This is a genomic window from Taibaiella helva, from assembly GCF_003545695.1.
Taxonomy (GTDB): Bacteria; Bacteroidota; Bacteroidia; order Chitinophagales; family Chitinophagaceae; genus Taibaiella; species Taibaiella helva.
Map to the genome: position 1 here is coordinate 44,094 of NZ_QUZZ01000014.1, position 22,805 is coordinate 66,898.

At 54.1% G+C, this 22,805-nt stretch carries 15 protein-coding genes; 4 read left to right on the forward strand and 11 right to left on the reverse strand.

Going from position 1 to position 22,805, the window contains the following annotated elements; all coding sequences use genetic code 11:
• Positions 1–7: 7 nt before the first annotated feature.
• The 8 genes from DZC79_RS18280 to DZC79_RS18320 form a co-directional block, all read right to left on the reverse strand.
• On the reverse strand, positions 8–3,208 hold the full coding sequence (locus DZC79_RS18280) for an error-prone DNA polymerase (protein ID WP_118953062.1): 3,201 nt from the start codon (positions 3,206–3,208) through the stop codon (positions 8–10).
• Positions 3,209–3,223: 15 nt separating this feature from the next.
• Positions 3,224–4,729 (reverse strand): Y-family DNA polymerase, encoded by a 1,506-nt coding sequence (locus DZC79_RS18285; protein WP_118953063.1) that lies wholly within the window; start codon positions 4,727–4,729, stop codon positions 3,224–3,226.
• Between the two features lie 3 nt (positions 4,730–4,732).
• The gene (locus tag DZC79_RS18290) at positions 4,733–5,470 is read right to left on the reverse strand and encodes an ImuA family protein (RefSeq protein ID WP_118953064.1); all 738 of its coding nucleotides are present in this window, start codon (positions 5,468–5,470) and stop codon (positions 4,733–4,735) included.
• A gap of 228 nt (positions 5,471–5,698) precedes the next feature.
• On the reverse strand, positions 5,699–6,685 hold the full coding sequence (locus DZC79_RS18295) for an alpha/beta hydrolase (RefSeq protein ID WP_118953065.1): 987 nt from the start codon (positions 6,683–6,685) through the stop codon (positions 5,699–5,701).
• 59 nt (positions 6,686–6,744) lie between these two features.
• Positions 6,745–7,155, reverse strand: coding sequence for an OsmC family protein (locus DZC79_RS18300; RefSeq protein ID WP_118953066.1), 411 nt, complete (start codon positions 7,153–7,155; stop codon positions 6,745–6,747).
• A 196-nt stretch (positions 7,156–7,351) separates the two neighbouring features.
• The gene (locus DZC79_RS18305; RefSeq protein WP_118953067.1) at positions 7,352–8,209 is read right to left on the reverse strand and encodes a helix-turn-helix domain-containing protein; all 858 of its coding nucleotides are present in this window, start codon (positions 8,207–8,209) and stop codon (positions 7,352–7,354) included.
• Between the two features lie 80 nt (positions 8,210–8,289).
• A complete protein-coding gene (locus tag DZC79_RS18310) occupies positions 8,290–10,728 on the reverse strand; it encodes a DUF5686 and carboxypeptidase-like regulatory domain-containing protein (RefSeq protein ID WP_157977257.1) in 2,439 nt (812 codons plus the stop codon).
• A gap of 463 nt (positions 10,729–11,191) precedes the next feature.
• Complete coding sequence (locus DZC79_RS18320; protein ID WP_118953070.1) at positions 11,192–12,136, reverse strand: DMT family transporter; 945 nt, start codon at positions 12,134–12,136, stop codon at positions 11,192–11,194.
• 95 nt (positions 12,137–12,231) lie between these two features.
• Here DZC79_RS18320 and DZC79_RS18325 point away from each other — a divergent pair, with 95 nt between their 5' ends.
• A complete protein-coding gene (locus DZC79_RS18325; RefSeq protein ID WP_118953071.1) occupies positions 12,232–13,644 on the forward strand; it encodes an aminotransferase-like domain-containing protein in 1,413 nt (470 codons plus the stop codon).
• 16 nt (positions 13,645–13,660) lie between these two features.
• Here the strand turns inward: DZC79_RS18325 and DZC79_RS18330 are convergent, their stop codons facing one another.
• Together DZC79_RS18330 and DZC79_RS18335 are read right to left on the reverse strand one after the other, a co-directional pair.
• Complete coding sequence (locus DZC79_RS18330; protein ID WP_198666943.1) at positions 13,661–16,276, reverse strand: PKD domain-containing protein; 2,616 nt, start codon at positions 16,274–16,276, stop codon at positions 13,661–13,663.
• A gap of 33 nt (positions 16,277–16,309) precedes the next feature.
• Entirely contained in the window at positions 16,310–18,547 is a 2,238-nt protein-coding gene (locus DZC79_RS18335) for a gliding motility-associated C-terminal domain-containing protein (RefSeq protein WP_118953073.1), read from the reverse strand.
• Between the two features lie 282 nt (positions 18,548–18,829).
• Here DZC79_RS18335 and DZC79_RS18340 point away from each other — a divergent pair, with 282 nt between their 5' ends.
• Entirely contained in the window at positions 18,830–20,821 is a 1,992-nt protein-coding gene (locus DZC79_RS18340; protein WP_118953074.1) for a tetratricopeptide repeat-containing sensor histidine kinase, read from the forward strand.
• A 2-nt stretch (positions 20,822–20,823) separates the two neighbouring features.
• The gene (locus DZC79_RS18345) at positions 20,824–21,474 is read left to right on the forward strand and encodes a response regulator (RefSeq protein ID WP_118953075.1); all 651 of its coding nucleotides are present in this window, start codon (positions 20,824–20,826) and stop codon (positions 21,472–21,474) included.
• 19 nt (positions 21,475–21,493) lie between these two features.
• Here the strand turns inward: DZC79_RS18345 and DZC79_RS18350 are convergent, their stop codons facing one another.
• On the reverse strand, positions 21,494–21,835 hold the full coding sequence (locus tag DZC79_RS18350; RefSeq protein WP_118953076.1) for a winged helix-turn-helix transcriptional regulator: 342 nt from the start codon (positions 21,833–21,835) through the stop codon (positions 21,494–21,496).
• 89 nt (positions 21,836–21,924) lie between these two features.
• Here DZC79_RS18350 and DZC79_RS18355 point away from each other — a divergent pair, with 89 nt between their 5' ends.
• Positions 21,925–22,665, forward strand: a complete 741-nt coding sequence (locus DZC79_RS18355; RefSeq protein WP_118953077.1) for an SDR family NAD(P)-dependent oxidoreductase — start codon at positions 21,925–21,927, stop codon at positions 22,663–22,665.
• Positions 22,666–22,805 lie beyond the last annotated feature (140 nt).

Sequence of the window (22,805 nt, forward strand, 5' to 3'; positions counted from 1 at the left end):
TCATCGATTATTTGAAGTCCCTCGAAGGGAATAGCTCACCCTGGACTGCTTTCGGGGCTGCATGCTTGTCTTTTGGCGGCGGCGTATACAGGCCTTCGCCGTCCTCGGGAGCGTCTTCGGGTGGCAGCTGCAGCGTTTGCAGCAGCCAGTTCATGTTGTAGCAGCGTTTGACTACAATATGGATCACCTCGCCTTCTATCTGTACCTTCCCGCTCACCATCAGCAGCCTCGCCTGTGTGATCTCCTGCCGGTAGCGGTCAAAAGTCTTCCGGAAAACGACCAGGTTGGCAATGCCAGTCTCATCTTCCAGGGTGATGAAACATACGCCGGTAGCGGTTCCCGGTCTTTGCCGTACCAATATCAGCCCGGCTACGCGTATATGATCTCTATCAGTAAGATTACGCAGGTCATTGTTAGGGCATACCCTGAACTGGTTCAGTCTTTCCCTCAAAAAGCTTACCGGGTGGGCCTTCAGCGACAGGCCGGTGCTGCTGTAGTCCTGCAGCACATGCTCCGGCAAAGTAAGTCGTGGCAGCTGTACTGCAGGCTCCGTGGCGCTTTCAGAAGGTTGTCCTTCAAATACACCAACAGGCTTGTCTGTCAGTGCAGAAACTTCCCACAAAGCCTGCCGCCGGTCCAGGCCTATGGAACGAAAGGCATCGGCGTCTGCCAGCCTCTCCAGCGCAGCCTGCGATACACCAGCGTAATGTACTTCATACAGGCTGGTATAAGGCTGTGTCCGTCCTTCGATCAGCAAGTTCATCTCCTCTTCACTGACGCCCTTTACCTGCCGGAAACCCAGTCGGATGGGGCAGAAAGCGCCATCCTTTTCTTCGAGTATATTGTCCCATTGAGAAGTGTTGATATCCACAGGTAGTACACTTACGCGTTTACGAGCATCAATAATGATCTGCGCCGGCTGATAAAAGCCCATGGGCATGCTGTTGAGCAGGGCCGTGGCAAATACATCGGGATAATGGCATTTGATCCAGGAAGAAACATAGACCAGCAGGGCAAAGCTGGCCGCATGGCTCTCCGGGAAGCCATAGCTGCCGAAGCCTTCCAGTTGCTTGAATACTCTTTCCGCAAAATCTTTTTCGTAGCCTTTCGCCACCATACCGCCAACCAGTTTCTCCCGCCATTTCACTACCTGTCCATGGGATTTGAAGGTAGCCATGCTGCGGCGCAGGCCATCTGCCTCGGCAGGGGTAAATCCCGCCGCCACAATAGCAATCTCCATGGCCTGCTCCTGGAACAAAGGAATACCTTTAGTCCTTCCCAGGATATCTTCCAGCTCTTTGGACGGGTAGGTGATGGCCTCTTTCCCGTCGCGTCGTCGCAGGTAAGGATGCACCATATCGCCCTGTATCGGCCCCGGCCGTACGATCGCGACTTCGATCACCAGGTCGTAAAATTCTTCCGGCTTAAGGCGGGGTAGCATCGACATCTGGGCGCGGCTTTCGATCTGGAACACGCCGATAGTCTCGGCCTTGCAGATCATTTTATATACCTTCTTGTCTTCAGGTGGTACAGTGGCCAGCGTCAGGTGCTTGTCATGATGGTCCCTGGCGAGGTCGAAGGCCTTGCGGATGCAGGTCAGCATGCCCAGGGCCAGCACATCTACTTTCAGAAAGCCCAGGGCTTCGATATCATCCTTGTTCCATTCGATGCAGGTGCGGTTTTCCATGCGGGCATTGAGTATGGGGCAGAGGTCGGAAAGCTTGCCTTGTGTGATGACAAAACCTCCCGTATGTTGTCCCAGCTGCCGGGGAAAACCCATATACTGCCTGGTGAGATCGAGCACTTTGAGCAGGTGCAGGTCTCCTGCCGTAAAACCATGGCTGGAAGCCGTTTCCTGCGCGCCCCATTCTTCCCCGAACTCATATGCCGACTTGGCCAGGTGGTCTACGGCATCCATCGACAGGCCCATGGCTTTACCCACATCGCGCACAGCACCCCGCCAGCGCACCTGCGTTACGGTAGCCACAATGCCGGCCCTGTCGCGGCCGTATTTTTCATAGATATACTGCATCACCTCTTCACGGCGTTCATGCTCAAAGTCCACATCGATATCAGGCGGCTCGTCGCGGGCATCGGACATAAAACGGGCAAACAATACCCTGATCCTGGATGGATCAACAGCGGTAATGCCCAGGCAAAAGCATACTACTGAATTGGCCGCTGAACCGCGCCCCTGGCAGAGAATATGATTATCCCGTGCAAAACGGACGAGGTCGTACACCGTAAGAAAGTAGGAAGCATAATTTTTGCGTGCAATAAAGGCCAGCTCTTCGTTGATCGTTTTTTGTATCTGCGGAGGAATGTCATCGCCGAAGCGCTCCTGAGCGCCTTTTCCGGTCAGCAGTTCCAGTTCCTGCTGTGGCGTACGGCCATCGGTTGTCAGCTCTTCGGGATACGCATACTCCAGCTCATCCAGCGAGAACCGGCAGGCTTCGGCGATCTCCTGCGTACGGGCAATGGCATCGGGATACTGCCGGAACAGGCGCAGCATTTCCGCTTCGGGCTTCAGGTAGCGTTCTGCATTCTGGTAAAGCCGGAAGCCTGCCGTAGTGATCGTACATTTTTCACGGATGCAGGTTAAGATATCCTGCAGTTCCCTTCGTTGAGCGTTATGATAATAGACATCATTGGTGGCGACTAAGGGTATTGCATATTGCTCCGATAGCTGCGACAGGCGGAAGAGCATTTTGGCATCGTTGCCCCGGTAGGTGCAGGCAGCGCCCAGGTACAGGTCGGTCCCCAGCATACGTTTGTATTCGCCCGCAGCAGCCTTAAAAGCCTCGTCGAGATCGAAGCGTGCATTCAGCTCCGCAGGTGGGACCATAATGAATTTGATCCCGCCCGCATAGCGGTATACATCGGCCTTATACAGCAGATATTTCCCTTTTTCGGTGCGTAAGTTGCCTTCTGTAAGCAAGGCTGAGAGCCTGCTGTAGGCCTCTCGGTGCGTGGGATAAGCCAGCAGGCCGGGACCATCAGCCAGGTCGAGCCGGCAGGCAGGGATCACCCTTATGTTGTGCTGTCTGGCTTCGGTATGGGCGCGTACCACACCCGCCAGCGTATTGTGGTCTGTAATGGCGATAGCGTTATGGCCCAGTCCGGCAGCATGCGCCACCAGTTCCTGCGGGTGGGAGCCACCCCGGAGAAAAGTAAAATTGGTGGTTACCTGTAATTCTGTGTACGGCATAGAAGTTTTATTTTTTCAGGCAAAAAATCCATGCAGGAACCATTCCGGTTGTTTGTCTTCTTCTTCATATCGTCCCGAACGGAACAGCCAGTAGCGTGCGCCCTGATCGTCTTCTACCATGTAATAATCTCTTACCGGGCGCTCTTCCAGCCACCATTCCTGTTCTATCCTTTCGGGCCCGTCTGCTTTACTAATATTATGCCGTTGCCCTTTATGGAGAAAAAACAAAGGCGGGTAATCGGGTAGGGGTACCGATACTTCGATCCGTTCCGGCCTGGGAAGCAGGTAAACAGGCCGTGGCCGGTCGCAGCGCCATGGGGTCTTAGCTTGCTCGTCCAGCGTGACGGCCACCTTTACAGAACGTTCGGGCCAGTAATGCTCGGCGGGCAGGTAGCGGCGTATCGCATCATTGCCTACACGGCCGGCTATGCGGTCCAGCAGCTGCGCCAGGGCTGTGTTGCCATCGCTATCGCCCGGGACCGCCCAAAGGGTTTCCTGCTGCACCGAGAGCGGCGCCGTCACCGGTGCTTCAAGCAGGAACAGCTCGATGCCTAATGCCGGGCGGATCGTACTTATCTTTTGCTCAAACAGCTTGAACAGGTGAGCTTTGTCGCGCACCGGGCGATTGGTGCCGATCACGATCTGCTGTATATCCCCATCTAAGCGATAGCATTTCAGCAAAGCCTTGCGCAAGCCCTGACCTTCTTTCAGCAGCTGCCGGCACAAACGTTCCAGCAAGGCCTCCAGTGCGATCGTGATCCCGGTGGCCGTGCAGATCGGCTCCAGGCAGGGTAGCTGCTCCCGGAAGAGCACAGGCGGCTGCACAGGCGTGGGCAGCTCTATGGCTTGTCCCAGGGCCTGGTCGATACGATTCAGCAACACCTGGCCAAAGCGCCGGCGCAGCACGGTACGTGGCAGGCGGATAAAGCTGCCGGTATGACGAAGACCCAGCTTGCGCATCTTATCCAGGAGCAAAGGTTCCAGGCGCAAAGCGGCAGGCGGTAGTGGCAGCAAGGCTTCAAGCTGGCCGCCCCGCACAACAATACCCGGTTCTGCGCCGAAGCGGGCCATGCCCCAGGCAGCGCCTATGGTATCGGCTATAGCCGCCCGCACGCGGTAGCCCAGCTGTTTCAGCTGCTTCAGGATGTCTTCGCGATAAGCCGCTTCACCGCCCCAGAGATGCGCGCAGCCGCTCATGTCAAGCAGCAGCCCGTCGGGCGGGTCGATGCCTGCCACCGGCGTAAAGCGAAGGCACCAGAGCGCCAGCTCCGTCAGCAGCTGCTCGGTAAAGCCGGGCAGATAAGGCAGCACTTCCAGGTCTGGTAAGATAGCGCGGGCATCGGCAACAGCCATACCAATACGTATGCCTTTGTGCACCGCCTCAGGGCTGGCATGCCAGATCATCATGCGTCCCCTGGCTTGTTCCGCCAGGACAAAGGGTGTTTCTCTCAGCTCCGGTTGCAACAGGATCATTTTATCGGTAACGGCAAAAGGCAGCCACAGGCTCACATATCTTTTCATCGGCTAAGCAGTTGCAAGAGTGATCGTTTGCGTCCGGCTTGCAGGTTGGCCGGCCTTTACCCGGAATCTGCCGTCGGACCAACCGATCTGCCAGGAACCCGGCCTTCCGTTCCTTATCCTGGACAGCGTTACCTGCCATTGCGGGAAGCCGACGCCAGGCAGACCCTCTTCCGTAAGGCCGGGCAGAGAACTTACCTGCCAGCGGGATACGCAGGCAGTAGGGCCTGGCGCCCTGCAGCCCGGCCGGTGTAAGAATCCCGTAACGCGGCTCTCCTCCACGGCAAGCTGCAGCCTGCGGGATGGTGTAAAGCCCAGATCGCGCACCTCACCGACTACGGCCGCCAGCGATGCGCATTTCAGAGCTTCTTCCATGACCCAGAGTAAGTCTTTGCTGCGGGAAACCCTGGTGAAGATCACCTGGTCGGGCGGAAGACCGAAGAGGCTTAATGCAGCTGGAAAAATAACAGGTTGCGGACTGATCCAGAGACAGGGACCTTTCCGCATCAGCGTACCCAGCAAGCTGGAGATAAAACCCGTGGTGGCTGCCCCTTGCATTGCGTCCAGGCTCAGGAATTCATGGATCGCCGCAGTTGGAAAAGTATGATTGGGAAAAGCCCGGAGCACGGGGCCCAGGCCGGTATCCAATGGTACGGCTTCCTGCGACGGACGGTAGCCTTGCATAGACAGGATCTCCTGCTGCAGCGCTTGTATACGCTCCCTCTTCACTATATCCTGATTCATCGAAAATTATTTTTGTCACTATTGGTGACATTGTTCTGTTGTCAATAATAGCAAAAATAGCGAAGAAAGGGTTGGAATTTTTTACACAAGGGCAATTCAAAAGCCAAAAGTCAAAAGCCCAAATCCCAAAATTCAAAACCACAAGTACTTACAATCACTTACCTTGTTGTCCTTATCTCTTGCAGTTGGTTCCTGGTTCTTGACTCTTGACTCCTGACTCTGATACAGTTAAACGAACAAAGCTTTTTTGAGTACGGCAGCAGCCTGCAGCAGCGCGGTTTGTACCGCAGGCGCCTCTGCCAATGGATTCAGCAGGCCGTAATCATGGATCAGCCCCCCGTAGCGGGTGAGCGTAACCGGCACGCCGGCTTCATCCAGCTTACGGGCATAAGCCTCACCCTCATCGCGCAGCACATCGTTCTCCGCTGTCTGTACCAGCGCAGGTGGCAGGCCTTTCAGCTGTTCAGTTGTGGCTTGTAAAGGGGAGGCATAAATCTCTTTGCGCGCGGCAGGATCAGTGGTATAGTTGTCCCAGAACCAGATCATCATATTCCTGGTCAGGAAGCGTTCTTCAGCAAAGGCGTGATAAGAAGGGGTATCGAAGCCGGCATCAGTAACGGGCCACAGCAGCACTTGCGCTTTAAGCTCGGGGCCGGCCTGGGCCTTGGCCATTAAAGCGACCACGGCCGTCATATTGCCGCCGACGCTATTGCCTGCTACGGCCAGCCGTTTGCCGTCTACGCCGATCTCATCGCCATGCTGCGCTACCCAACGCGTGGCGGCATAGGCCTCATTAATGGCTACAGGATACCGGGCTTCGGGGGAAGGGGTATAGTCGGGGAATACGGCCGCAGCGCCGCTGGCGACCACCAGGTCTCTTACCAGCCTGCGGTGCGTGGGATAATCGCCCAGCACCCATCCGCCGCCATGGAAAAACATAAATACCGGGAGGCCGGGTGCGGCGTCTTTAGGTTTTACGATATGCAGCTTAATGCTGTGTCCGTCTTCCGTAATGGTCTTCTCGCTTTCTTCAATGCCAGACACATCTACGGTAACAGATTCCTGTGCACCGGTCAGCACCTGCCGGGCCGCTTCAGGGCTCAGCGTTTCAATCGGCGCGCCGCCACTTTCGTTCAGCCCTTTCAGGAAAATGCGTATAGCAGCCAGTATGTTCGGATCGTTTGCGGCCTTTACGGCGTTAGTTGTTTGTGACATGATATGATTAGATTTTTAGTGGATAAAGTATTCTGTTAACCCCGGAAAGGAAAAGAGGTTCACAGTAAAACAGCCTCCAGGGTGATCTTAAAGTTAAATGCCTGGCTGACAGGGCAGGTTTGCTCGGCCTGGCGGGCAATTTCCTGGAATTGCGCTTCCGTAATGCCGGGAACACGGGCCTTGAGCGACAGGTCGGATCCGGTTATCTTTCCATTGTCCAGCGTGATCACCGATTCTGTTTCCAGCACTTCCGGGGTGAAGCCGGCATTGGTCAGGTCAAGGCTTAGCTTCATGGTAAAGCAGCCGGCATGCGCTGCGGCAAGCAGCTCTTCCGGATTGGTGCCGATGCCGTCGGCGAAGCGGCTGTTAAAAGAATAAGGTGTTTGGTTCAGCACGGTGCTCCCGGTAGTGAGGTGGCCGTTGCCGGCTTTAATGTTTCCCTGCCATACGGCGGTTGATCTGCGTTTCATTGCTTTTGATTTTTAAGCAAAGCTACGCCGCTGACACCCCCGCTTTCAAGAGCAGAACGGGTCATAAAATTGTACTTTTATCCCTTTAGGAAGAAAATTGTACATTTCTGTTGTTAATGGCACAGCATGCTGTGCCGCTATATAATGATTGACTTGGGATGTGCCGGTATCAGACAGGTAATAAACGCGACAACAATCATTCCGCCACTTCCTCGGCCAGGTATTGCTTTCGGAAGGCAGCCGGCGTGCATTGGTTCTTCAGGGTAAAGAGCCGGTTGAAATAGGCCGGATCGTCGTAGCCGAGATGGTAGGCGATCTCTTTTATGCTCATGGGCGTATAAGTAAGCAGGCGCTTGGCCTCGAGCAGGATACGGTCTTTGATAAGGTCGTTGGGACGCAGCACATGGATCCGTGCCAGCTTTTTGTTCAGGGTCTTGGGCGTCATGGCCAGCAGGCCGGCATAATCGGCAAGCCCGTGCTTTTCCCGGAAATGGATCTCGACCAGCCGGTTAAAGCTGCGGAAGAACTCCATATCGTTCGAAGGCTCTGCCTGCGCCTGGTGTCGCTGCTTCCACAGGCGTGTGGCTCGTATAATGATCTGCTTCAGGTAAGTGCGGATCATCTCTTCGCGCGAAGACAGCTGCGCAGAGAATTCTTCCCCGATCTGTTGCAGGATGGCGCTGATCGCCCGGTGCTCTCCTGCCGGCAAAGCCAGCATAGGGATCTCGAAAACATTATTGAAGAGCAAGCCATCGCAGGCGACTTCCTCATCATGTATCTGTACACAGTAAAAATCCCGGTTGTAGTACAGCAGCAGGCCGGGCTTGCTTCCGGCTTGCTGTACCGCGAAGTACTGGTTGGCATTAATAAAAAAGAGGCTATTCGTCTTCGTGGTGAATTGCCTGAAGTCGATGGTCAGCGTATAGCCCGCCGGCAGGTACAGCACCCTGATGTAGCTCCTGTACCGTTCTTCATTCAGCTGATCGTAATTGCCGCGGTTGGCTTCCAGCAGGCCGATCTTTTTATGGTTGGAGGCCAGGAATTGTGGTGTCATGAGGCAGTGCTTTTATCTTTTCCGGCATAAAGATAAGCGCTCCCGGTGAAGGAAGCGCGTATGCAAAAGAAGGTTGCTGCCTAGAGATTAAAAGAAATGCCGAGTACGAAGTTCCCGTTCTTTTTCAGGTCGATCCGGCCGTCGTCCCAATGATAGTAATAGCCGGCGTTAAGATTGATATAGGCAAGGTTAAGGTATTTGTACTTAAGGATGTCGTTGAGCATAATGCCGCTTTCATGATAGCCCTTGCGGGGGACGGAAAAGCTTACGGAACCATGTTCCTGCGGGTTCTGCATGCTGCCGTAGAGCATATTATGCGCCAGGCTGATGTAAGGATTCATCCAGCTGCCCACCTTGAACAGCTTCCGGTCGAAGTCATGCTTCCAGAAGAAGCTGACGAAGCGGTCGGCATAATAATCGTATGGATACATGGTGATGAAGTTGCCGGAAGCATAGATGGGGCTCTTGTTCCTTACGCCGCGGCCGGCAAACAACTTTGATAAGGGTAGGTCGGCATCGCTTTGTGAAACGCCACCCATCAGGAGAAAGCTTTCCCTGCCGATCCTGTTCCAGTGCTTGGTCCAGCGTACCGCCGCTACCGCTTGCAGATACCGTGCTTTGTATCCGGCCTGGCCTTCGATATCACCGCCGGTCAGCTTCAGGTAAGCAACCGGGTATTTCGTTCCCATATTCTCATACCTGCTGAATACAAGGCTTCGCCTTTCGCCGAAAGCGTAACGCAAGCTGATGGAACCTTCCTTTACTTTGAACTTCGGCGCGCTTTCGTACCCCCGGAAGGTGTAAGCGTACATAGGCGTAATATCCTGTATACGCGCCTCCAGTCCCAGGTTCCAGTAACCCATGCGTGCATCCGCTTTGATGTAGCTGCCTTCTATCTTGTCGGCCCTGTTCATCACCCACATCTGCAGGTAGTTCCGGTCAATATCTTTATGGATCGATACACGGCCGGGATCCAGCAGGTTGTTCTCGTACCCCGCCCGTATCGTATAATCTTTATAACGGTCGAGGTAAAACTCGGCAAAGCCTCCGTATTTCCAGGCCTTATCACGGAAGCCGTAGCCTGCCCATCCACCTACGGCAGCATATTTAAACAATCGTTCATTGGTCTGTATCCCAAGGCCCAATCTTGTCTTTTCATAGGCATTATAAGAATATAGGCGTTTAATGTCGAAATCGATCACACTGACTGGTATTTTGCCTTCGGAAAGCTTATCCATAAAGGGCAGCATTTTGTCGAGACCCGCTTCCTCGTAAAGGCTGTCCATAAAGTGGTAAGTGGTCGCTTCTTTGCTGTCAAGCGCAACAGGACGCAGAGCGCTCCAGGCGCTGTCCGGCTTTTCATCGGCGCCTTCGGCCATCAGTATCGTCTTGGCACGGTCGAAGCGGAAATGATCCAGGGGCTGCCATTGCGGCGTATCGACATCCGAGGTGCCTTTCAGGTGCAGTCCCAGGGGAATGCCTTTGCTGGTCTTAATGTATTGTTCCCAGATAAGCTCGTAGTTCAGCTGCTGCGGGAACCAGCGCCCTGCTACCTGCTGGTATTTTTGCTCGACTTTGATCGTGCGCTTCAGCGATGGATCCACATTCCTGCCGAGGAAGTAGGCAATGGCATACTGCTGCGAATGGATGTACACCTGGCCGCGAAGCAGATCTGCCGACCGGGTCTTCTGCTTCGGCCGGAAGGAGAGAATGTATAAAGTGTCTTGCCCCTGCTGCAGTTCATCAACGAGATCAAATTCGTAGCGTGCAGACCAGCCTTTGCTGATCGGGTTGGCATAGTCTTTTCCGTTCATCGAGATATAATCGCCATAAACATCGAAAGGGATCACGTTGGTGATCAGGGTGGCGAAAGGCGCTTTCTTCCAGCCGCTCACCCTTGTCGCCAGCACTTCATCCTGTAGCTTCTGAGGTTTCTGATGTGTGCGCCGGCTGTAGGTTTCGCTCAGCAGCACATGCTTATCTTTCAGGAAATTGCCGAGTACCGTTTGTGTCGTGTCTTGTGTAACAGAGTCTGGAGCTACAATATCCAGTATGGTTTTCTGGTAGATGTTGCAGCGGTACCAGTCGTAGTTATCGGGCCGGTGCAGCGACCTGTTGGCGATTGTTTTGTTGACGATGGCCCTGATCTTATCATAAGGCGGCGTGATCACGACCTCGTCCAGCTTGTCTTCCTTTGCGCTGAGCTTTACTTCCAGGCCGGTATTGCGTCCGGGAACAAGCCGCAGCTGGAGCGCTTCATAACCGAGATACAGGACCGTAAGCGATTGAATGCTGTCGGGCACGGTCGCTTCAAATTTTCCGTTCAGATCAGTGAGCAGGGCGACGGTGGCCCGGCCAGACTTGATCGTAGCAAAGGGTAGCGGCTCTGCTGTAGCGGCATCTGTTACAATGCCGGAAACCGTTCTTTGCGCCAGCGAAAGATGACTGCAGCAAAGCAATAGGATGATTGTCAGAATAAGAACAGGTGCGGTCTTCAGGGGGATAGGGAGCTCGTGCACAGGCAGAAAATTTTTTAGTGTGAATGCTGTTACGACCTATAAATGCAGTCGGCATAACCGGGGTTGCCTTGGCAGAAAAAAATAATCAACCGGATAGGAAGTCCATCATACAGAGCCTTGACAAGGAGGATATCATTATATGCAAACCAGCCGGGCATTATACCCTGGCCTCAAGATTAACGGTGAAGCATGCCAAATATTTTTGTGTCCTCCTGATCCTTTGGGTTTTCTCCTACGGAGCAATTACGTGGATCGTGGTTTGTGTGCCTTATATACCCGGCGCCGCTGCATCGCTGCAAGAAATATTTGCAATATTCCGCACCTATGGGAGAGGAAATTATCACTGCTCAGCCTGCTATTGCATTCCCGTTAGCCGCTGGGCTATCGCTGTGAGAGACATTTAATAATGCTCTGCCTTATGAGCAAAATGCTGCTCATTGCTGGAAGGACAGACGCGGGCTTATTATACCGCTTGCTGTTGCTTGTGCTTCTGTTGTCTGACTGCCGGCTTCCCGGTAACTGCTTTGCGGGAGAAGCGCTTTGAGCCGGCTACGCAAAGAATAACCCCTACGGTAATGCCCAGCATACCCATGCTCACCTCCTCGTGCAGCAGTCCTGCCGCTACAGCCAGGCCGAAGAAGGGTTGTAGCAGCTGCAATTGACTTACGGCCGCAATACCGCCCCGGGCCAATCCGCGATACCAGAAGACAAAGCCGATGAACATGCTGAAGACCGAAACATAGGCGAGGCTTATCCAGGCGGCAGGACTTATGGCGGCAAAAGACAAGGGTAAACGCAGGAATGCCAGCGGCGTCATTACCGGTAGGGACAGCACCAGGGCCCAGGAAATGACCTGCCATCCGCCCAGCTCCCGGGAGAGCTTCGCACCTTCTGCATAACCCAGGCCGCAGACAATGACCGCCAGCAGCATCAGCAGGTCGCCGGCGGGCGATGCGGATAAACCCTGGGCAATGGCATAACCGATCACGAGCAGGCTTCCCATCACAGAAAATACCCAAAAGGCAGGATGCGGCCGTTCTCCGCCGCGCAGCACGCCGAACAGGGCGGTAGTGAGCGGCAGCAGGCCAAGAAAGACAATAGAGTGTGCAGAAGTAACATATTGCAGCGCCAGCGCTGAAAGCAGGGGGAAGCCGAGAACAACGCCTCCGGCAACAATACCCAGCGGCAAAAGCTGTTTGGCCGTAGGCCGTTTTTCTTTGCTCAATAATAAAAGACAAAGCGCCAGCACGGCAGCAACAGAAGCCCGGGTCGCTGTCAGGAAGATCGGGTGGAGCTCCCGGCCGGCCACACGTGTAGCGGGTAAAGAGCCGCTGAAGATGAGCACACCGATAAAGCCGTTGATCCAGCCGCTTGCGGTTGCCGCTTTATGAGAAAGAGGGATTTGCATGACTCTTGATTTTTTGAAAGTAAAAGTAGTCGCCTGTTACATATGGATACAGTATCAGTTTCCTGTATTTTAATGGATACAGTTATCTTTGCTGCATGAGCAGGGATTTTCTTTACAACGAGATCGCGGGCCGCATGGCACACCAGATCCGGAATGGTGTTTTTAAGGCCGGCGACAGGCTACCTTCTGTAAGGGCGCTTTGCCAGGAGCATGGTATCAGCATGAATACGGCTAAAAGAGTATTCGTCGAGCTGGAGGCCTTATCGCTTATCGAATCCCGGCCGCAATCGGGCTACTATGTCAGCAGTCTGCCCTATCACAGGCTGCCCCTGCCGGGCATAAGCCGGCCTTCGCCGGTAGCAAAGGATTACGAGCCGGAAGAGCTGATCAGTAAAGTGTATGCCAATATGGGCAATGATAAGCTGACGCTTTTTTCTATCGGAGCACCCTCAGGTAGCCTGCTGCCTGCGGCGAGGCTGGAAAAGGAGATGGCTAAAGCAGCACGTACGCTGAAGGATGGTGGTACCGGTTATGCGCCTTTGCAGGGCAGCGTACAGCTGCGGAAAATGGTGGCTGTCCGATCGCTGGCCTGGGGGGGACGCCTGGTGGACGACGATCTTATTACTACGCACGGCGGTATGGATGCGCTTTCGCTGGCCCTGATGGCGCTGGCCGGGCCGGGCGATACGATTGCGATAGAAAGCCCTTGCTATCCCGGTATCTTGCAGCTGGCGCTGAGCCAGGGCCTGAAGGTGTTGGAGCTGCCGACACATCCGGCTACGGGCATAGAGATCGGGGCATTGAAGAAGGTGATACCCAGGATCAAGCTTTGCCTGCTGATCCCAAACTTCAATACGCCGCTGGGCAGCTGTATGCCTGAAGCGCATAAGCGGGAAGTTGTTGCGCTTTTATCGGCGCACCAGATCCCGCTGATCGAAGATGATGTGTACGGCGACCTTTACTATGGCACGCGGCGGCCGAAATGCTGTAAATCGTTCGATACAGAAGGGAATGTGCTCTGGTGCAGCTCCGTGTCCAAAACACTGGCGCCGGGTTACCGCGTGGGTTGGATCGCACCCGGAAGATACAAGGCGCAGATCATGAAGCTGAAGCTGGTGCATGCGATCACTTCGGCTTCCCTTACCCAGGAAGCGGTGGGCAGCTTTCTTCAGACCGGCCGTTATGAACATCATCTCCGCGGTCTTCGCCGTACCCTGGAAGATAATTACCAGCGCTATGTACAGACCATCGCCGAGCATTTTCCGGCAGGCACGAAAACCAGCAGACCGCAAGGCGGCCTGGCGCTATGGGTGGAGTTGGGCAGGCAGGTAGACACCACGCTATTGTATGAACTGGCGCTGAAGAAGCAGATCAGCATCGCTCCGGGTCGTATGTTCACCCTGCAGGATCAATACCGGAATTGTATGCGCTTGTGTACAGGCCTTCCCTGGACATCCGAGCTGGAGCAAAAGCTGAAGCAGCTGGGCAGGATGGCCCGGATGTTCTGAGCAATGCAGCCCGGCTTTACCGGATCAGGGTTACATTGCCCTGGTAACGCTCTTCCTGCCGCCCGTCGATCTCTGCTTCGATCAGGTAGATATAAACGCCCTGGGGCTGCTCTTTATCGTTAAACCGTCCGTCCCATCCCCGTCCGTCTGTTTTGGCCGTTTCAAAAATCACTTGCCCCCAGCGGTTGAAGAGCTGCATCCGGAAGCGGGTGACGCGGCGCGATAACAGCTGTCTTGGGAAAAAATAATCATTGACGCCATCGCCGTTAGGGGTAAAGGCATTGGGGATATCGATATAACAATCTTTGCGGACCAGCACGTTTTCCGTTGTGCTGCAGCCCAGGGGATCTGCGCTCAGGGTAAGGCTATAGCTTCCGGGATGCACGACTTTAAGCCGGGAGCTGGTGTCGCCTGTATTCCAGAGATAATGATAGCTTCCGGCGGGCAATGGCTGCAGGTTTTCCAGCCATACCGGCGCGCCGTTAAGGCATAGCGCCGTGTCTGGTCCCAGGTAGATCTTTGGTAAAGAATATACCCGGACAAAATGTGTGAAGCCGGTATCGGGGCAGGCGCGGAAATGGCTCCGGAGCTGTACCGGTATGGCGCCGTCCCTGTCGTAGGCATGGGTGACCGGTACCGGGGCGGCGCCGTTGATACTGCTGCTGTCCCCGAATTGCCAATCCAGCGACAGCAGCGTATGCTGTTCAGAAGGTGTGAAGGTGATCGATTGACCCCTACAGATGCTGTCCCTGTCAGTAAGGAATGTATTGCCGGTTATTGAATCTACGATGATCGTCAGCGACGCGGTATCATAACAGGGGTAGGCGGTATGTGCAACCAGCTGTACAGTATAATCTCCCGGATAAGGATACGTGTGCAGCACATTCCCGGTAGCTGCTGTGGTGCCATCGCCGAAAAGCCATTGATAGCCGGACATTCCGCCTTGCGAGGTGCTTTGGAAAGAAATCGTTTCTCCCATGCAGATAAGCGTGTCTGAGGCCGTGAATGAAGCTTCGTAAACGGACGGTGGCGGAACGAGGATAGTTAAAATGATGTCGCAGCTGCTGTCCGCTGTAATCTTTAGCTTATAGAGGCCCTGCGTGATGGAGTGCAGGGTATCGCCATGATCGGACGGCAGCGGACCCTTGAGAACGACGTCGCTGCTGTTGTACCAGGTATAGCTGTAGTTTGTTGTGTCGCCATAGGCCGGTACGGCTATCGCCATGGCATTGCTGTCGTTCGCGCAGCCGCCGAGGGCAAGGAGGTCGGGCCGCTGTCCTTTGAACTGTACCTGGAAAGTATCGACTCTGTAGACACAGGGCGGTGTATGATAGCTTACCCAGTAGGTGCCGGGCAGGTCAACAGCTGTAGCCGGGCCATGTGCGTTGTTGCTCCATAGATAATCCCAGCCGGTAGTATCGTTGGCGCTAAGCGTATGGCTGCTGCTGAAGCAGGCGGCTTGTACCTTCTGTGCATTGTAAATGCTGTCGCGGTGGAACACAGGTACCACATTGGGCAGGCCGAAGATCAGGGCGGTATTAGCTGCCAGAGTGATCACGCCGGGGTTGAACTGGCTTGCGCTCCCCGGCAGGTCGGGATGAGCAACGGCGCTGAGGCCGCCACCGCCGGCGGCATATACCTTGCCATCAGGTCCCCGCTTAATAATGCTGGCGCTGACAGGTCCTAAAGCTACCCGGGAGGCAATGATGGCGGCTGTGCTACCCAGGCTCAGGTCGTATTGTGTAAGCCCTATGGTAGTAGTAGAGCCGCCGGCGTATAGCTTGGTGCTGCCCGGGGAGAAGCAGATACCATAGGAGCCCGAAGTATCCAGCATACGGCGGTTGGTAACGGCTCCCGTAACGGGGTTGAAGGTAAACAGCTCTACAGCGCCGAGCGGGGAAAAAGGGACGGCACGGGATAGCGCCAGCTGCTTACGGTCGGGAGCAAAATCCATTTGACCTACGCAGTTACTCAGTGTAAATGGGATGCTGAAATCGGAGGTTACAGGAACAGGGTTGACCCCGGTGCCGGTCACTTCGAAGCATTTGATCCGTTCGGAATTTGCCCCGGTAATGGCTGCGGTGGCGACCCATATATTACAGCGGTCACCGACCACCGCACTCAGGTGCTCGGTGTTAAGCGAATCAAGGAGAATACCTTTTTCCGTAGCCACCACATCGCCCATGCCGCCGTTAAGCGTCATGTCCACCAGGCTGTAATACAGCTTGCCACGGTTGGCGCCCAGCTCGCCCGAGGTGAGAGAAAAAAGATAATAGAGGTCAGGGTGGTCCGGTGCCGGTACAATAAGCGCACCCTGCGTGGTACTGGTGGTAGGACCGAAAGACGGGATGGGAATGCCTGTGATCAACGCAGTGCCATTGGGCATGGCTGCATGGCCCCGGTTCCATACGGTATCCCCGTCGGAATAAAACAGCAGGCTGCCGGAGAGGTCGCATACGCTGGCGCAGGCTTCCTGGCTGTTGATCGCACTGCTGAAAGCAGCTGGCGGCGCACTGTTGAAATTAACCCCGGCATGGGTTCCGAAGACCCATACCTGCTCCCTTTGCGCATATAGTATCCCCGGGTGAAGGAAAAACAGTATCAGCACAACCAGGTAATAATCCTTTCTCATGAGCATTGTTTGTTTACTGGATAAGCTATCTCTTTAGCGCAGCAATGTCAGGTCGCCTTTGCGATGATACCGGATCTGCTTTGTACCTCCCGAGAAAGACAGGTCGTACATATAGGTCCCGGCGTCGGCGGATTGCCCGTTGGAATAATTGCCGTTCCAGCCGGCGGCAGGGTTGTTACCGCTGTATATCCTGGCGCCGTAGCGGTTGTAGATATTGAGGATATAGTTGCCCACGGTACAGCCCTGCTCGATCACCGGCCGGAAGATATCGTTATGGCCGTCACCGTTGGGGGAGAAGGCGTTGGGCATGCTCACCTGGCAGCCGCACAGGGCTTCGGCTATCCTGATAGTATCTGATCCGGCACAGGTCATATCCGTTACGGTTACCCAATACGTGCCGGTATCCTGCACCTGCAGGGAAGGGACGTGGCTTCCTGTATTCCAGAATACCGATGAACCGGCGGGCGCATTGGCCGACAAAAGGATATTGGAGGGTATGGGCATTCCTTTACAGAAGAAAATGTCTTCGCCCAGGTCTTGCCGCACATCCAGTGTATTGATGCTGATCGTATCCGATACCGTGCAGCCCTGCGCTTTTACCGTCACCCAATAGCTGCCGCTGTCCGTGATGCGGTAAACGGGATCAGTGCTGCCGTCCTGCCACCGGTAGCTACCTCCCGGGACCGTAGCGTTTAAGCTAAGCGATCCGCCATTGCACAGTAAAGTATCTGCACCCAGTGAAAATGAAATGTTCCCGCCGGCCTTTACCCTGATCGTATCGGCGAGCGAATGGCAATCATCTTTGCACAATACCCAGTAGGCGCCGGTATCTGTAATGTTACGGGTGGCGCCGGTGCTGCCGTCATCCCAGAGGTAAGCGTCATAGCCCGGTGCTGCCGATAGAACGGCGTTGTCCAATGCATTGTTGCGCAGGCAGATCGTGGTATCTCTTCGGGAAGGAGTGGTGTCGGCCGGGAAAGCATATACAACATCATTGGGTAAGCTGGCGCCACCGAAAATATAATTGCCGGGATTATTGTACATGTAAGGCTGAAAGTCGCATGCTGCCCCCGACAGGTTGGGCTGGTTGATCACAAAGAGCTCAGGGCCGGCAAAAGATTTCAGGTAGATCTTGTCATGATAAGATTTGAAGTACCCGGACACAACACCTCCCGTGCCGACGGTAATCACAGAAGCTGCAATGGCGGCGGAATCGAAAACACTGATATTATATTGAAGCAGGGGGCAAGGTGTGGTAAACGTGGCCAGGTTGATGTCAAGGAGCGCGCTGAGGTACACCTTGCTGTTGTCCGGTGAAAAGGCCATGGTGTAAGACGCCATCCCCGTTTGATTCATTTGCACGGCATCGCTGACAATGCCCGTGCCGGGGTCAAAGCGGCAAAGCAACGCGCCCGTGCTGCCCGTCGTTGTACCGAAAAGGGAGGCGAAACTGGTAATACCTATGATTTTCCGGTCGGGACTAACGGCCATTCCCCCTGCAAAATAGGCGCCCATTCCCCCCGTCCCCTGGATCTGTGTTCCGGCCGTTGATACTACCGGGTTGGGATCCACCCCGGATTGTGTAATATGATAGGCGCGAAATACGGGGTGGATATAGTCGTGTACCACCAGCCAGATGTCGCAATTGTCGCCGGGTATCGCGATCATGCTTTCGCTTAGGGGAAGATTGCTGCCCAGCGCTATATTCTTTTGTCCGGGAACGATGCCGCCCCTGCCACCGTCGAGCGACATATCGACTACTGAATAATAAAGAAAGGGTGTGTCGGGTTGGGGATCGTAGAACCAGCTGGTGGTCCCGTCGAGAGAGAACAGGTAGTATTTGCCAGGCTCTTTAACGAAAGGTACGATACAGACACCCTGGGTCGTACTGTTGACCCCTATTCCGGCATAGGGGCCGGCAGGCGGACCGTAATTGCCCATCAGCGTATCACCGTTGAGCATGATCTCATGGTCGGCGTTCCAGCAGCGGCTGCCGTTAGAATAGAATAATAAAGCGCCGGTCACCGGGTCGGAGACAGAAGCCAGTCCCTCATCCCCTTCATAGCCGATGGTATCCAGCAGGAAGGTAGTGGCCGGTGTTGTGTTGAAGTTGAGGCCGATGCTGGGCTCAAAGCCGGCGGAGAACAGCGGCCATACGCTATTGGCTTTGAGGTATTCGGACCGTTGGTTATAATAGGTTTGCCCGTAGCTGCCTGAAGGGAGCAGAAAGGGGCATGCAATAAAGAAAAGCTGTAGCAGAGTGTTGCGCATGTTTGATCGTCTTTATGGGTTAAGAAGCCGGGTTGGGTTCCTGGTGTTGCCTTTCCTGTTGTTGTCTGGTTTGTGCACCTTATACGGCCTGAAATAAGCGCCGGTACTCTTTTCTCCCGGTTTCCCGGTAGACGCCGGCGCCGGATTAGCCGGGAGCTGCAATAGATTATGTAGACATTGAAGAGGGGACTATGCGCAGGGGCTGAAAACAGTCATTTTTAAAAAAAATAACGGGAAACAGTCAGGGCAAGCCTTCCGGGATCAGCTGCCGGTTGGAGAATAATGGATAACTTAGCAAGTGCTGCATCTTCTATACAGTGCGGCCCCGTGATCATGAATTGGCGTATCGTACTTGTTGTCTTGACGGGCTATGTCTTTGGATTCTATTCCGCCGTGCCGGCGCAGGTCTTTTCGGTCATGAGCTACCTGGAAGACGGAAGTCGTACGGCGAAAAGCAATGGCCCCAAAATAGACTCGCTGATCCGCCTGGCTTACGGTTTCAAGGAGCAGCAACCCGATACAGCGATCGATTTGTTCTCCGCCGCACTACAGTACAGCAGACTTTCGGACTATACCGACGGCATTGCTGCTTCATTATTGGGAATAGGTGCTGTCTATATCGATCAGAAAGACGACCCGGAGAGAGGGCTGATCTGCCTGCGGAAAGTCTATCCTTTTTGCCTGCTGGCTAAAAAGAAGCTGCTCCTGCTGTGGTACAATAATATCGGCTGTGCCTTCTGTAATATGGGCATTTTCGACAGCGCTGCAGGCTATTACTACACAGGGCTGGCACTGGCGCAGCGCCTGGACTATAAAGACAAAGATTACTTGTTCCGTCTGCATCGTAACATGGGAATCAATTACTATGGTATGGCACAATACGATAAGGCTGCAGCCTCCCTGCGGCAGGCAAGAGATATTGTGCTGAAAGACCATTTCTCTGCAGATCTTACTACGACTTACCTTACCCTTGCCGGCCTTTTCGCAGAGCTGAAACAACTCGATTCGACGCTGTATTATGTCAGGGAGATCGAACGGTTAAACCCTGAAAGGAACGGTTATCTCGAGCAGCAGATCCACCTTTTGTACGGTATACTCTACTTCAGGTGGCAGCAGCCGGAAAAAGCGATCGCTGCTTTTAAAAAAGCCATTGCCTTTCGTAACGGGGACCAGGGAAACCTCATCAATAGCTTTGAAGGTTTAGGCGCCGCTTATACTTTGCTGAAGCAATATCGCCAGGCGGCTTATTATATGGAAGAAGGGCTGAAGATTGCTGCAAGGCAGGGAATGGGTGGCGTAGAAGTGCTGAGCATTTACAACAATCTATCCGAAGTTTATGATTCCCTGCAGGATTATAAGAAAGCCTATCATTATCACCGTGCTGCTACGGCATTGAAGGATAGCCTGGACAATGTTAAAAGTACCCGCTGGATGGAAGAGCTCAAAGATCGCTACCAGCTGGCGCAGAAGAACAATGAGCTGAAAGAAAAGCAGCTTCAGCTGGCGCTGAACAAAAAGGCCTTGCATCAGAAGGATCTATGGATCACTGGTATCGTTTCCTGCGCGCTGGTACTGCTGGTTATCCTGTATCAGAAGCACCGGCTGCAATTGCAGAAAGCAAAGACCTCCCGGCAAAAGCAACGTATCGAACAGCTGAAAGCGGTGATCGATGGCGAAGAACGCGAGAAGAGCCGGATCGGCCGGCAGCTGCACGATGATATTATGGTTGAGCTGTCTATTGTCAAGATGGGGCTGGACGCCTTGTCTCAGAACCATCCTCCTATCCTGGATGCCGACGATTATAAGGGTGTGCTGCAGCAGATCGACAATACGGGGCTGAAGATCCGGCAGACTGCTCACAACCTGATGCCGGATATCCTGCTGCACGATGGCCTGGTCCCGGCAATTCAATATTTCTGTAATAATGTGGCGACTATAACCCGGCTTCATATCAATTTGCAGCACTATGGCGATATCGCGCAGCTAAGTCCGGAGATCGGCATCAGCATCTACCGTATGATCCAGGAGCTGGTACAGAACGTGATCAAGCATGCTAAGGCCCGGAACGTGCTGATCCAGATCAATTGCAGGGAAGGCCTGCTCAGTCTTACTGTGGAAGACGACGGAACCGGGATCGGCGCGGAGAGCGAAGCCGCCGGGGATAAGATGGGGCTCAGAAGCATCCGCATGCGGGTCAAGGCCTTACAGGGCAGCATTGATATCCACCGCCGCATACCCAATGGCACTTCTATCAATATCGAACTAAAAATATAGCTATGCAAACGATCAATATTGCTATCGTGGACGATCATCCGCTCATCATCAGCGGGCTGGTGGCCATTCTCCGGCCTTATACCCAGATCGTGGTCAGGGGTACCTATACCAGTGCCGCCGGACTGCTGGAAGGGTTGAAGAAGGACTGTCCCGATGTGCTCCTGCTGGATATATTGCTGCCCGACGTTTCGGGAAAGGAGCTGATCACAACTATACGGGAAGCTTATCCCGCGTTAAGGGTATTGGTGCTCACAAGCCTGGATATGCCCTCCATGGTGAGCAGCATGCTGCGTAGAGGCTGCAGCGGATACCTGCTCAAGGGGGCGCCGTCCAATACACTGATAGACGCGATAGAGGCGGTACACGGCGGCGGGGAGTATATCGAGCCCAAGCTGAAGGAACAGCTGTTCCAGAATTTTCTCAGGTTCAAAGAGCATCCCCGGAACCAGATCGTTGTCCCTGAGCTCACCCAGCGCGAGAAAGAAGTACTGGCGCTGATCGCAGCGGAATACACCACGCGCGAGATCGCCGATAAGCTGTTCATCAGTTACTATACAGCCGAGAACCATCGCAATAACCTGATCCAGAAGCTGGATGTAAAGAACACGGCTGGACTGATCAAAGTGGCCATACAGATCGGCCTGCTCAGCTAAGGCCCTTGCACCGGCCAGATCATCGGCCAGCCTGGGCAAGTATCTTCTTCCGGTGCTTCCTGCCCCAGCGGATCATTTCCTGTATAATATTGCCGAAGGTGCGGCAATAGGCCGTAGGCTCATACTCCACCAGCACCGGCGTTTCTGCATATACCTGGCGTACGACCAGCTTATTCAGCTCCATCTCTTTGAGCTCCCGCGACAGCATCCGCGTCGTAATGCCCGGGATGCTGCGCTCTATTTCCCGGAAACGCCGGTTGCCGTTGCAAAGCGAATTGATGACCGGTACCCGCCATTTGCCGCCGATGAAATACAGCGTGTCCTGCAGCGCCCGCAGCTCTTCTGCCTGGTCCCTTTTCATATAGAAATTGTTTGTTACTTGATATAATTAGTGATACTGGTTACAAAATTATATCAATTGCATAATAATTTTGTCAAAAAAATCATTGTATGGAAGATTTCAGGAACAAGGTTGCCGTGGTTACCGGCGGCAGCAGCGGTATCGGCTACGCCGCAGCAAAGGAGCTGTCCCGACGCGGGGCGAGGCTTATCATCACCGGGAGGCAGCAGGGAACAATAGAAAAAGCGGCTGCTGAGATTGGTGCGATACCTTTTGTCGCCGATCAGTCACGACTGGAAGACATAGACCGGTTAAGGGAGGCGATCGTAAACCGTTTCGGTAAGATCGATATCCTCTTCATCAATGCGGGCATTACCGGGGCTGCCGGCCTTATCGAATCCACGGGAGAAGAGAACTTCGACAGCGTTATGGACATCAATTTCAAAGGTGCTTATTTTACATTAAGCCGGTTGATCCCTTTGCTGAATGATGGCGCCTCAGTAGTCTTCCTTTCCTCTATTGTTGCAGCGACCTACCGGCCCGGAAGTTCCGTCTATCAGGCCAGCAAGGCGGCTTTGAATTCTATTGCAAAAACCGCGGCAGCCGAGCTGGCGCCCCGGAAGATCAGGGTCAACACCGTGAGCCCCGGCCCAACAAGGACGGATGTACTGCGCAAATCCTATGATGCAGCAACTGCTGAGGGTATCTGGGACGATCTGGCCACTACTATTCCTTTGAAGAAGATTGGGAAGCCTGAAGAGGTGGCGCAAATGGTTGCTTATCTGTGCAGCGATACGGCTTCTTTCGTTACCGGCTCTGATTTCGTGATCGACGGCGGCATCACCTTATAAAAGAGCGCATTGTCTTGGCGCCGGGAATGCTTAACGCAGCCGGACAACGATACACCAGAAGCCTTGCACAGCCTGTGTTTCACGGTTAACACTATTTAACACAATTTTGCTGTTGCTAACTCTAAATATAGATGCATTGT

Excerpts from the sequence above, each read along its gene's own strand:
- DZC79_RS18280 (WP_118953062.1), bottom strand. The coding sequence starts at position 3,208 with ATGCCGTACACAGAATTACAGGTAACCACCAATTTTACTTTTCTCCGG.
- DZC79_RS18285 (WP_118953063.1), bottom strand. The coding sequence starts at position 4,729 with ATGAAAAGATATGTGAGCCTGTGGCTGCCTTTTGCCGTTACCGATAAA.
- DZC79_RS18290 (WP_118953064.1), bottom strand. The coding sequence starts at position 5,470 with ATGAATCAGGATATAGTGAAGAGGGAGCGTATACAAGCGCTGCAGCAG.
- DZC79_RS18295 (WP_118953065.1), bottom strand. The coding sequence starts at position 6,685 with ATGTCACAAACAACTAACGCCGTAAAGGCCGCAAACGATCCGAACATA.
- DZC79_RS18300 (WP_118953066.1), bottom strand. The coding sequence starts at position 7,155 with ATGAAACGCAGATCAACCGCCGTATGGCAGGGAAACATTAAAGCCGGC.
- DZC79_RS18305 (WP_118953067.1), bottom strand. The coding sequence starts at position 8,209 with ATGACACCACAATTCCTGGCCTCCAACCATAAAAAGATCGGCCTGCTG.
- DZC79_RS18320 (WP_118953070.1), bottom strand. The coding sequence starts at position 12,136 with ATGCAAATCCCTCTTTCTCATAAAGCGGCAACCGCAAGCGGCTGGATC.
- DZC79_RS18325 (WP_118953071.1), top strand. The coding sequence starts at position 12,232 with ATGAGCAGGGATTTTCTTTACAACGAGATCGCGGGCCGCATGGCACAC.
- DZC79_RS18330 (WP_198666943.1), bottom strand. The coding sequence starts at position 16,276 with ATGAGAAAGGATTATTACCTGGTTGTGCTGATACTGTTTTTCCTTCAC.
- DZC79_RS18335 (WP_118953073.1), bottom strand. The coding sequence starts at position 18,547 with ATGCGCAACACTCTGCTACAGCTTTTCTTTATTGCATGCCCCTTTCTG.
- DZC79_RS18340 (WP_118953074.1), top strand. The coding sequence starts at position 18,830 with ATGGATAACTTAGCAAGTGCTGCATCTTCTATACAGTGCGGCCCCGTG.
- DZC79_RS18345 (WP_118953075.1), top strand. The coding sequence starts at position 20,824 with ATGCAAACGATCAATATTGCTATCGTGGACGATCATCCGCTCATCATC.
- DZC79_RS18350 (WP_118953076.1), bottom strand. The coding sequence starts at position 21,835 with ATGAAAAGGGACCAGGCAGAAGAGCTGCGGGCGCTGCAGGACACGCTG.
- DZC79_RS18355 (WP_118953077.1), top strand. The coding sequence starts at position 21,925 with ATGGAAGATTTCAGGAACAAGGTTGCCGTGGTTACCGGCGGCAGCAGC.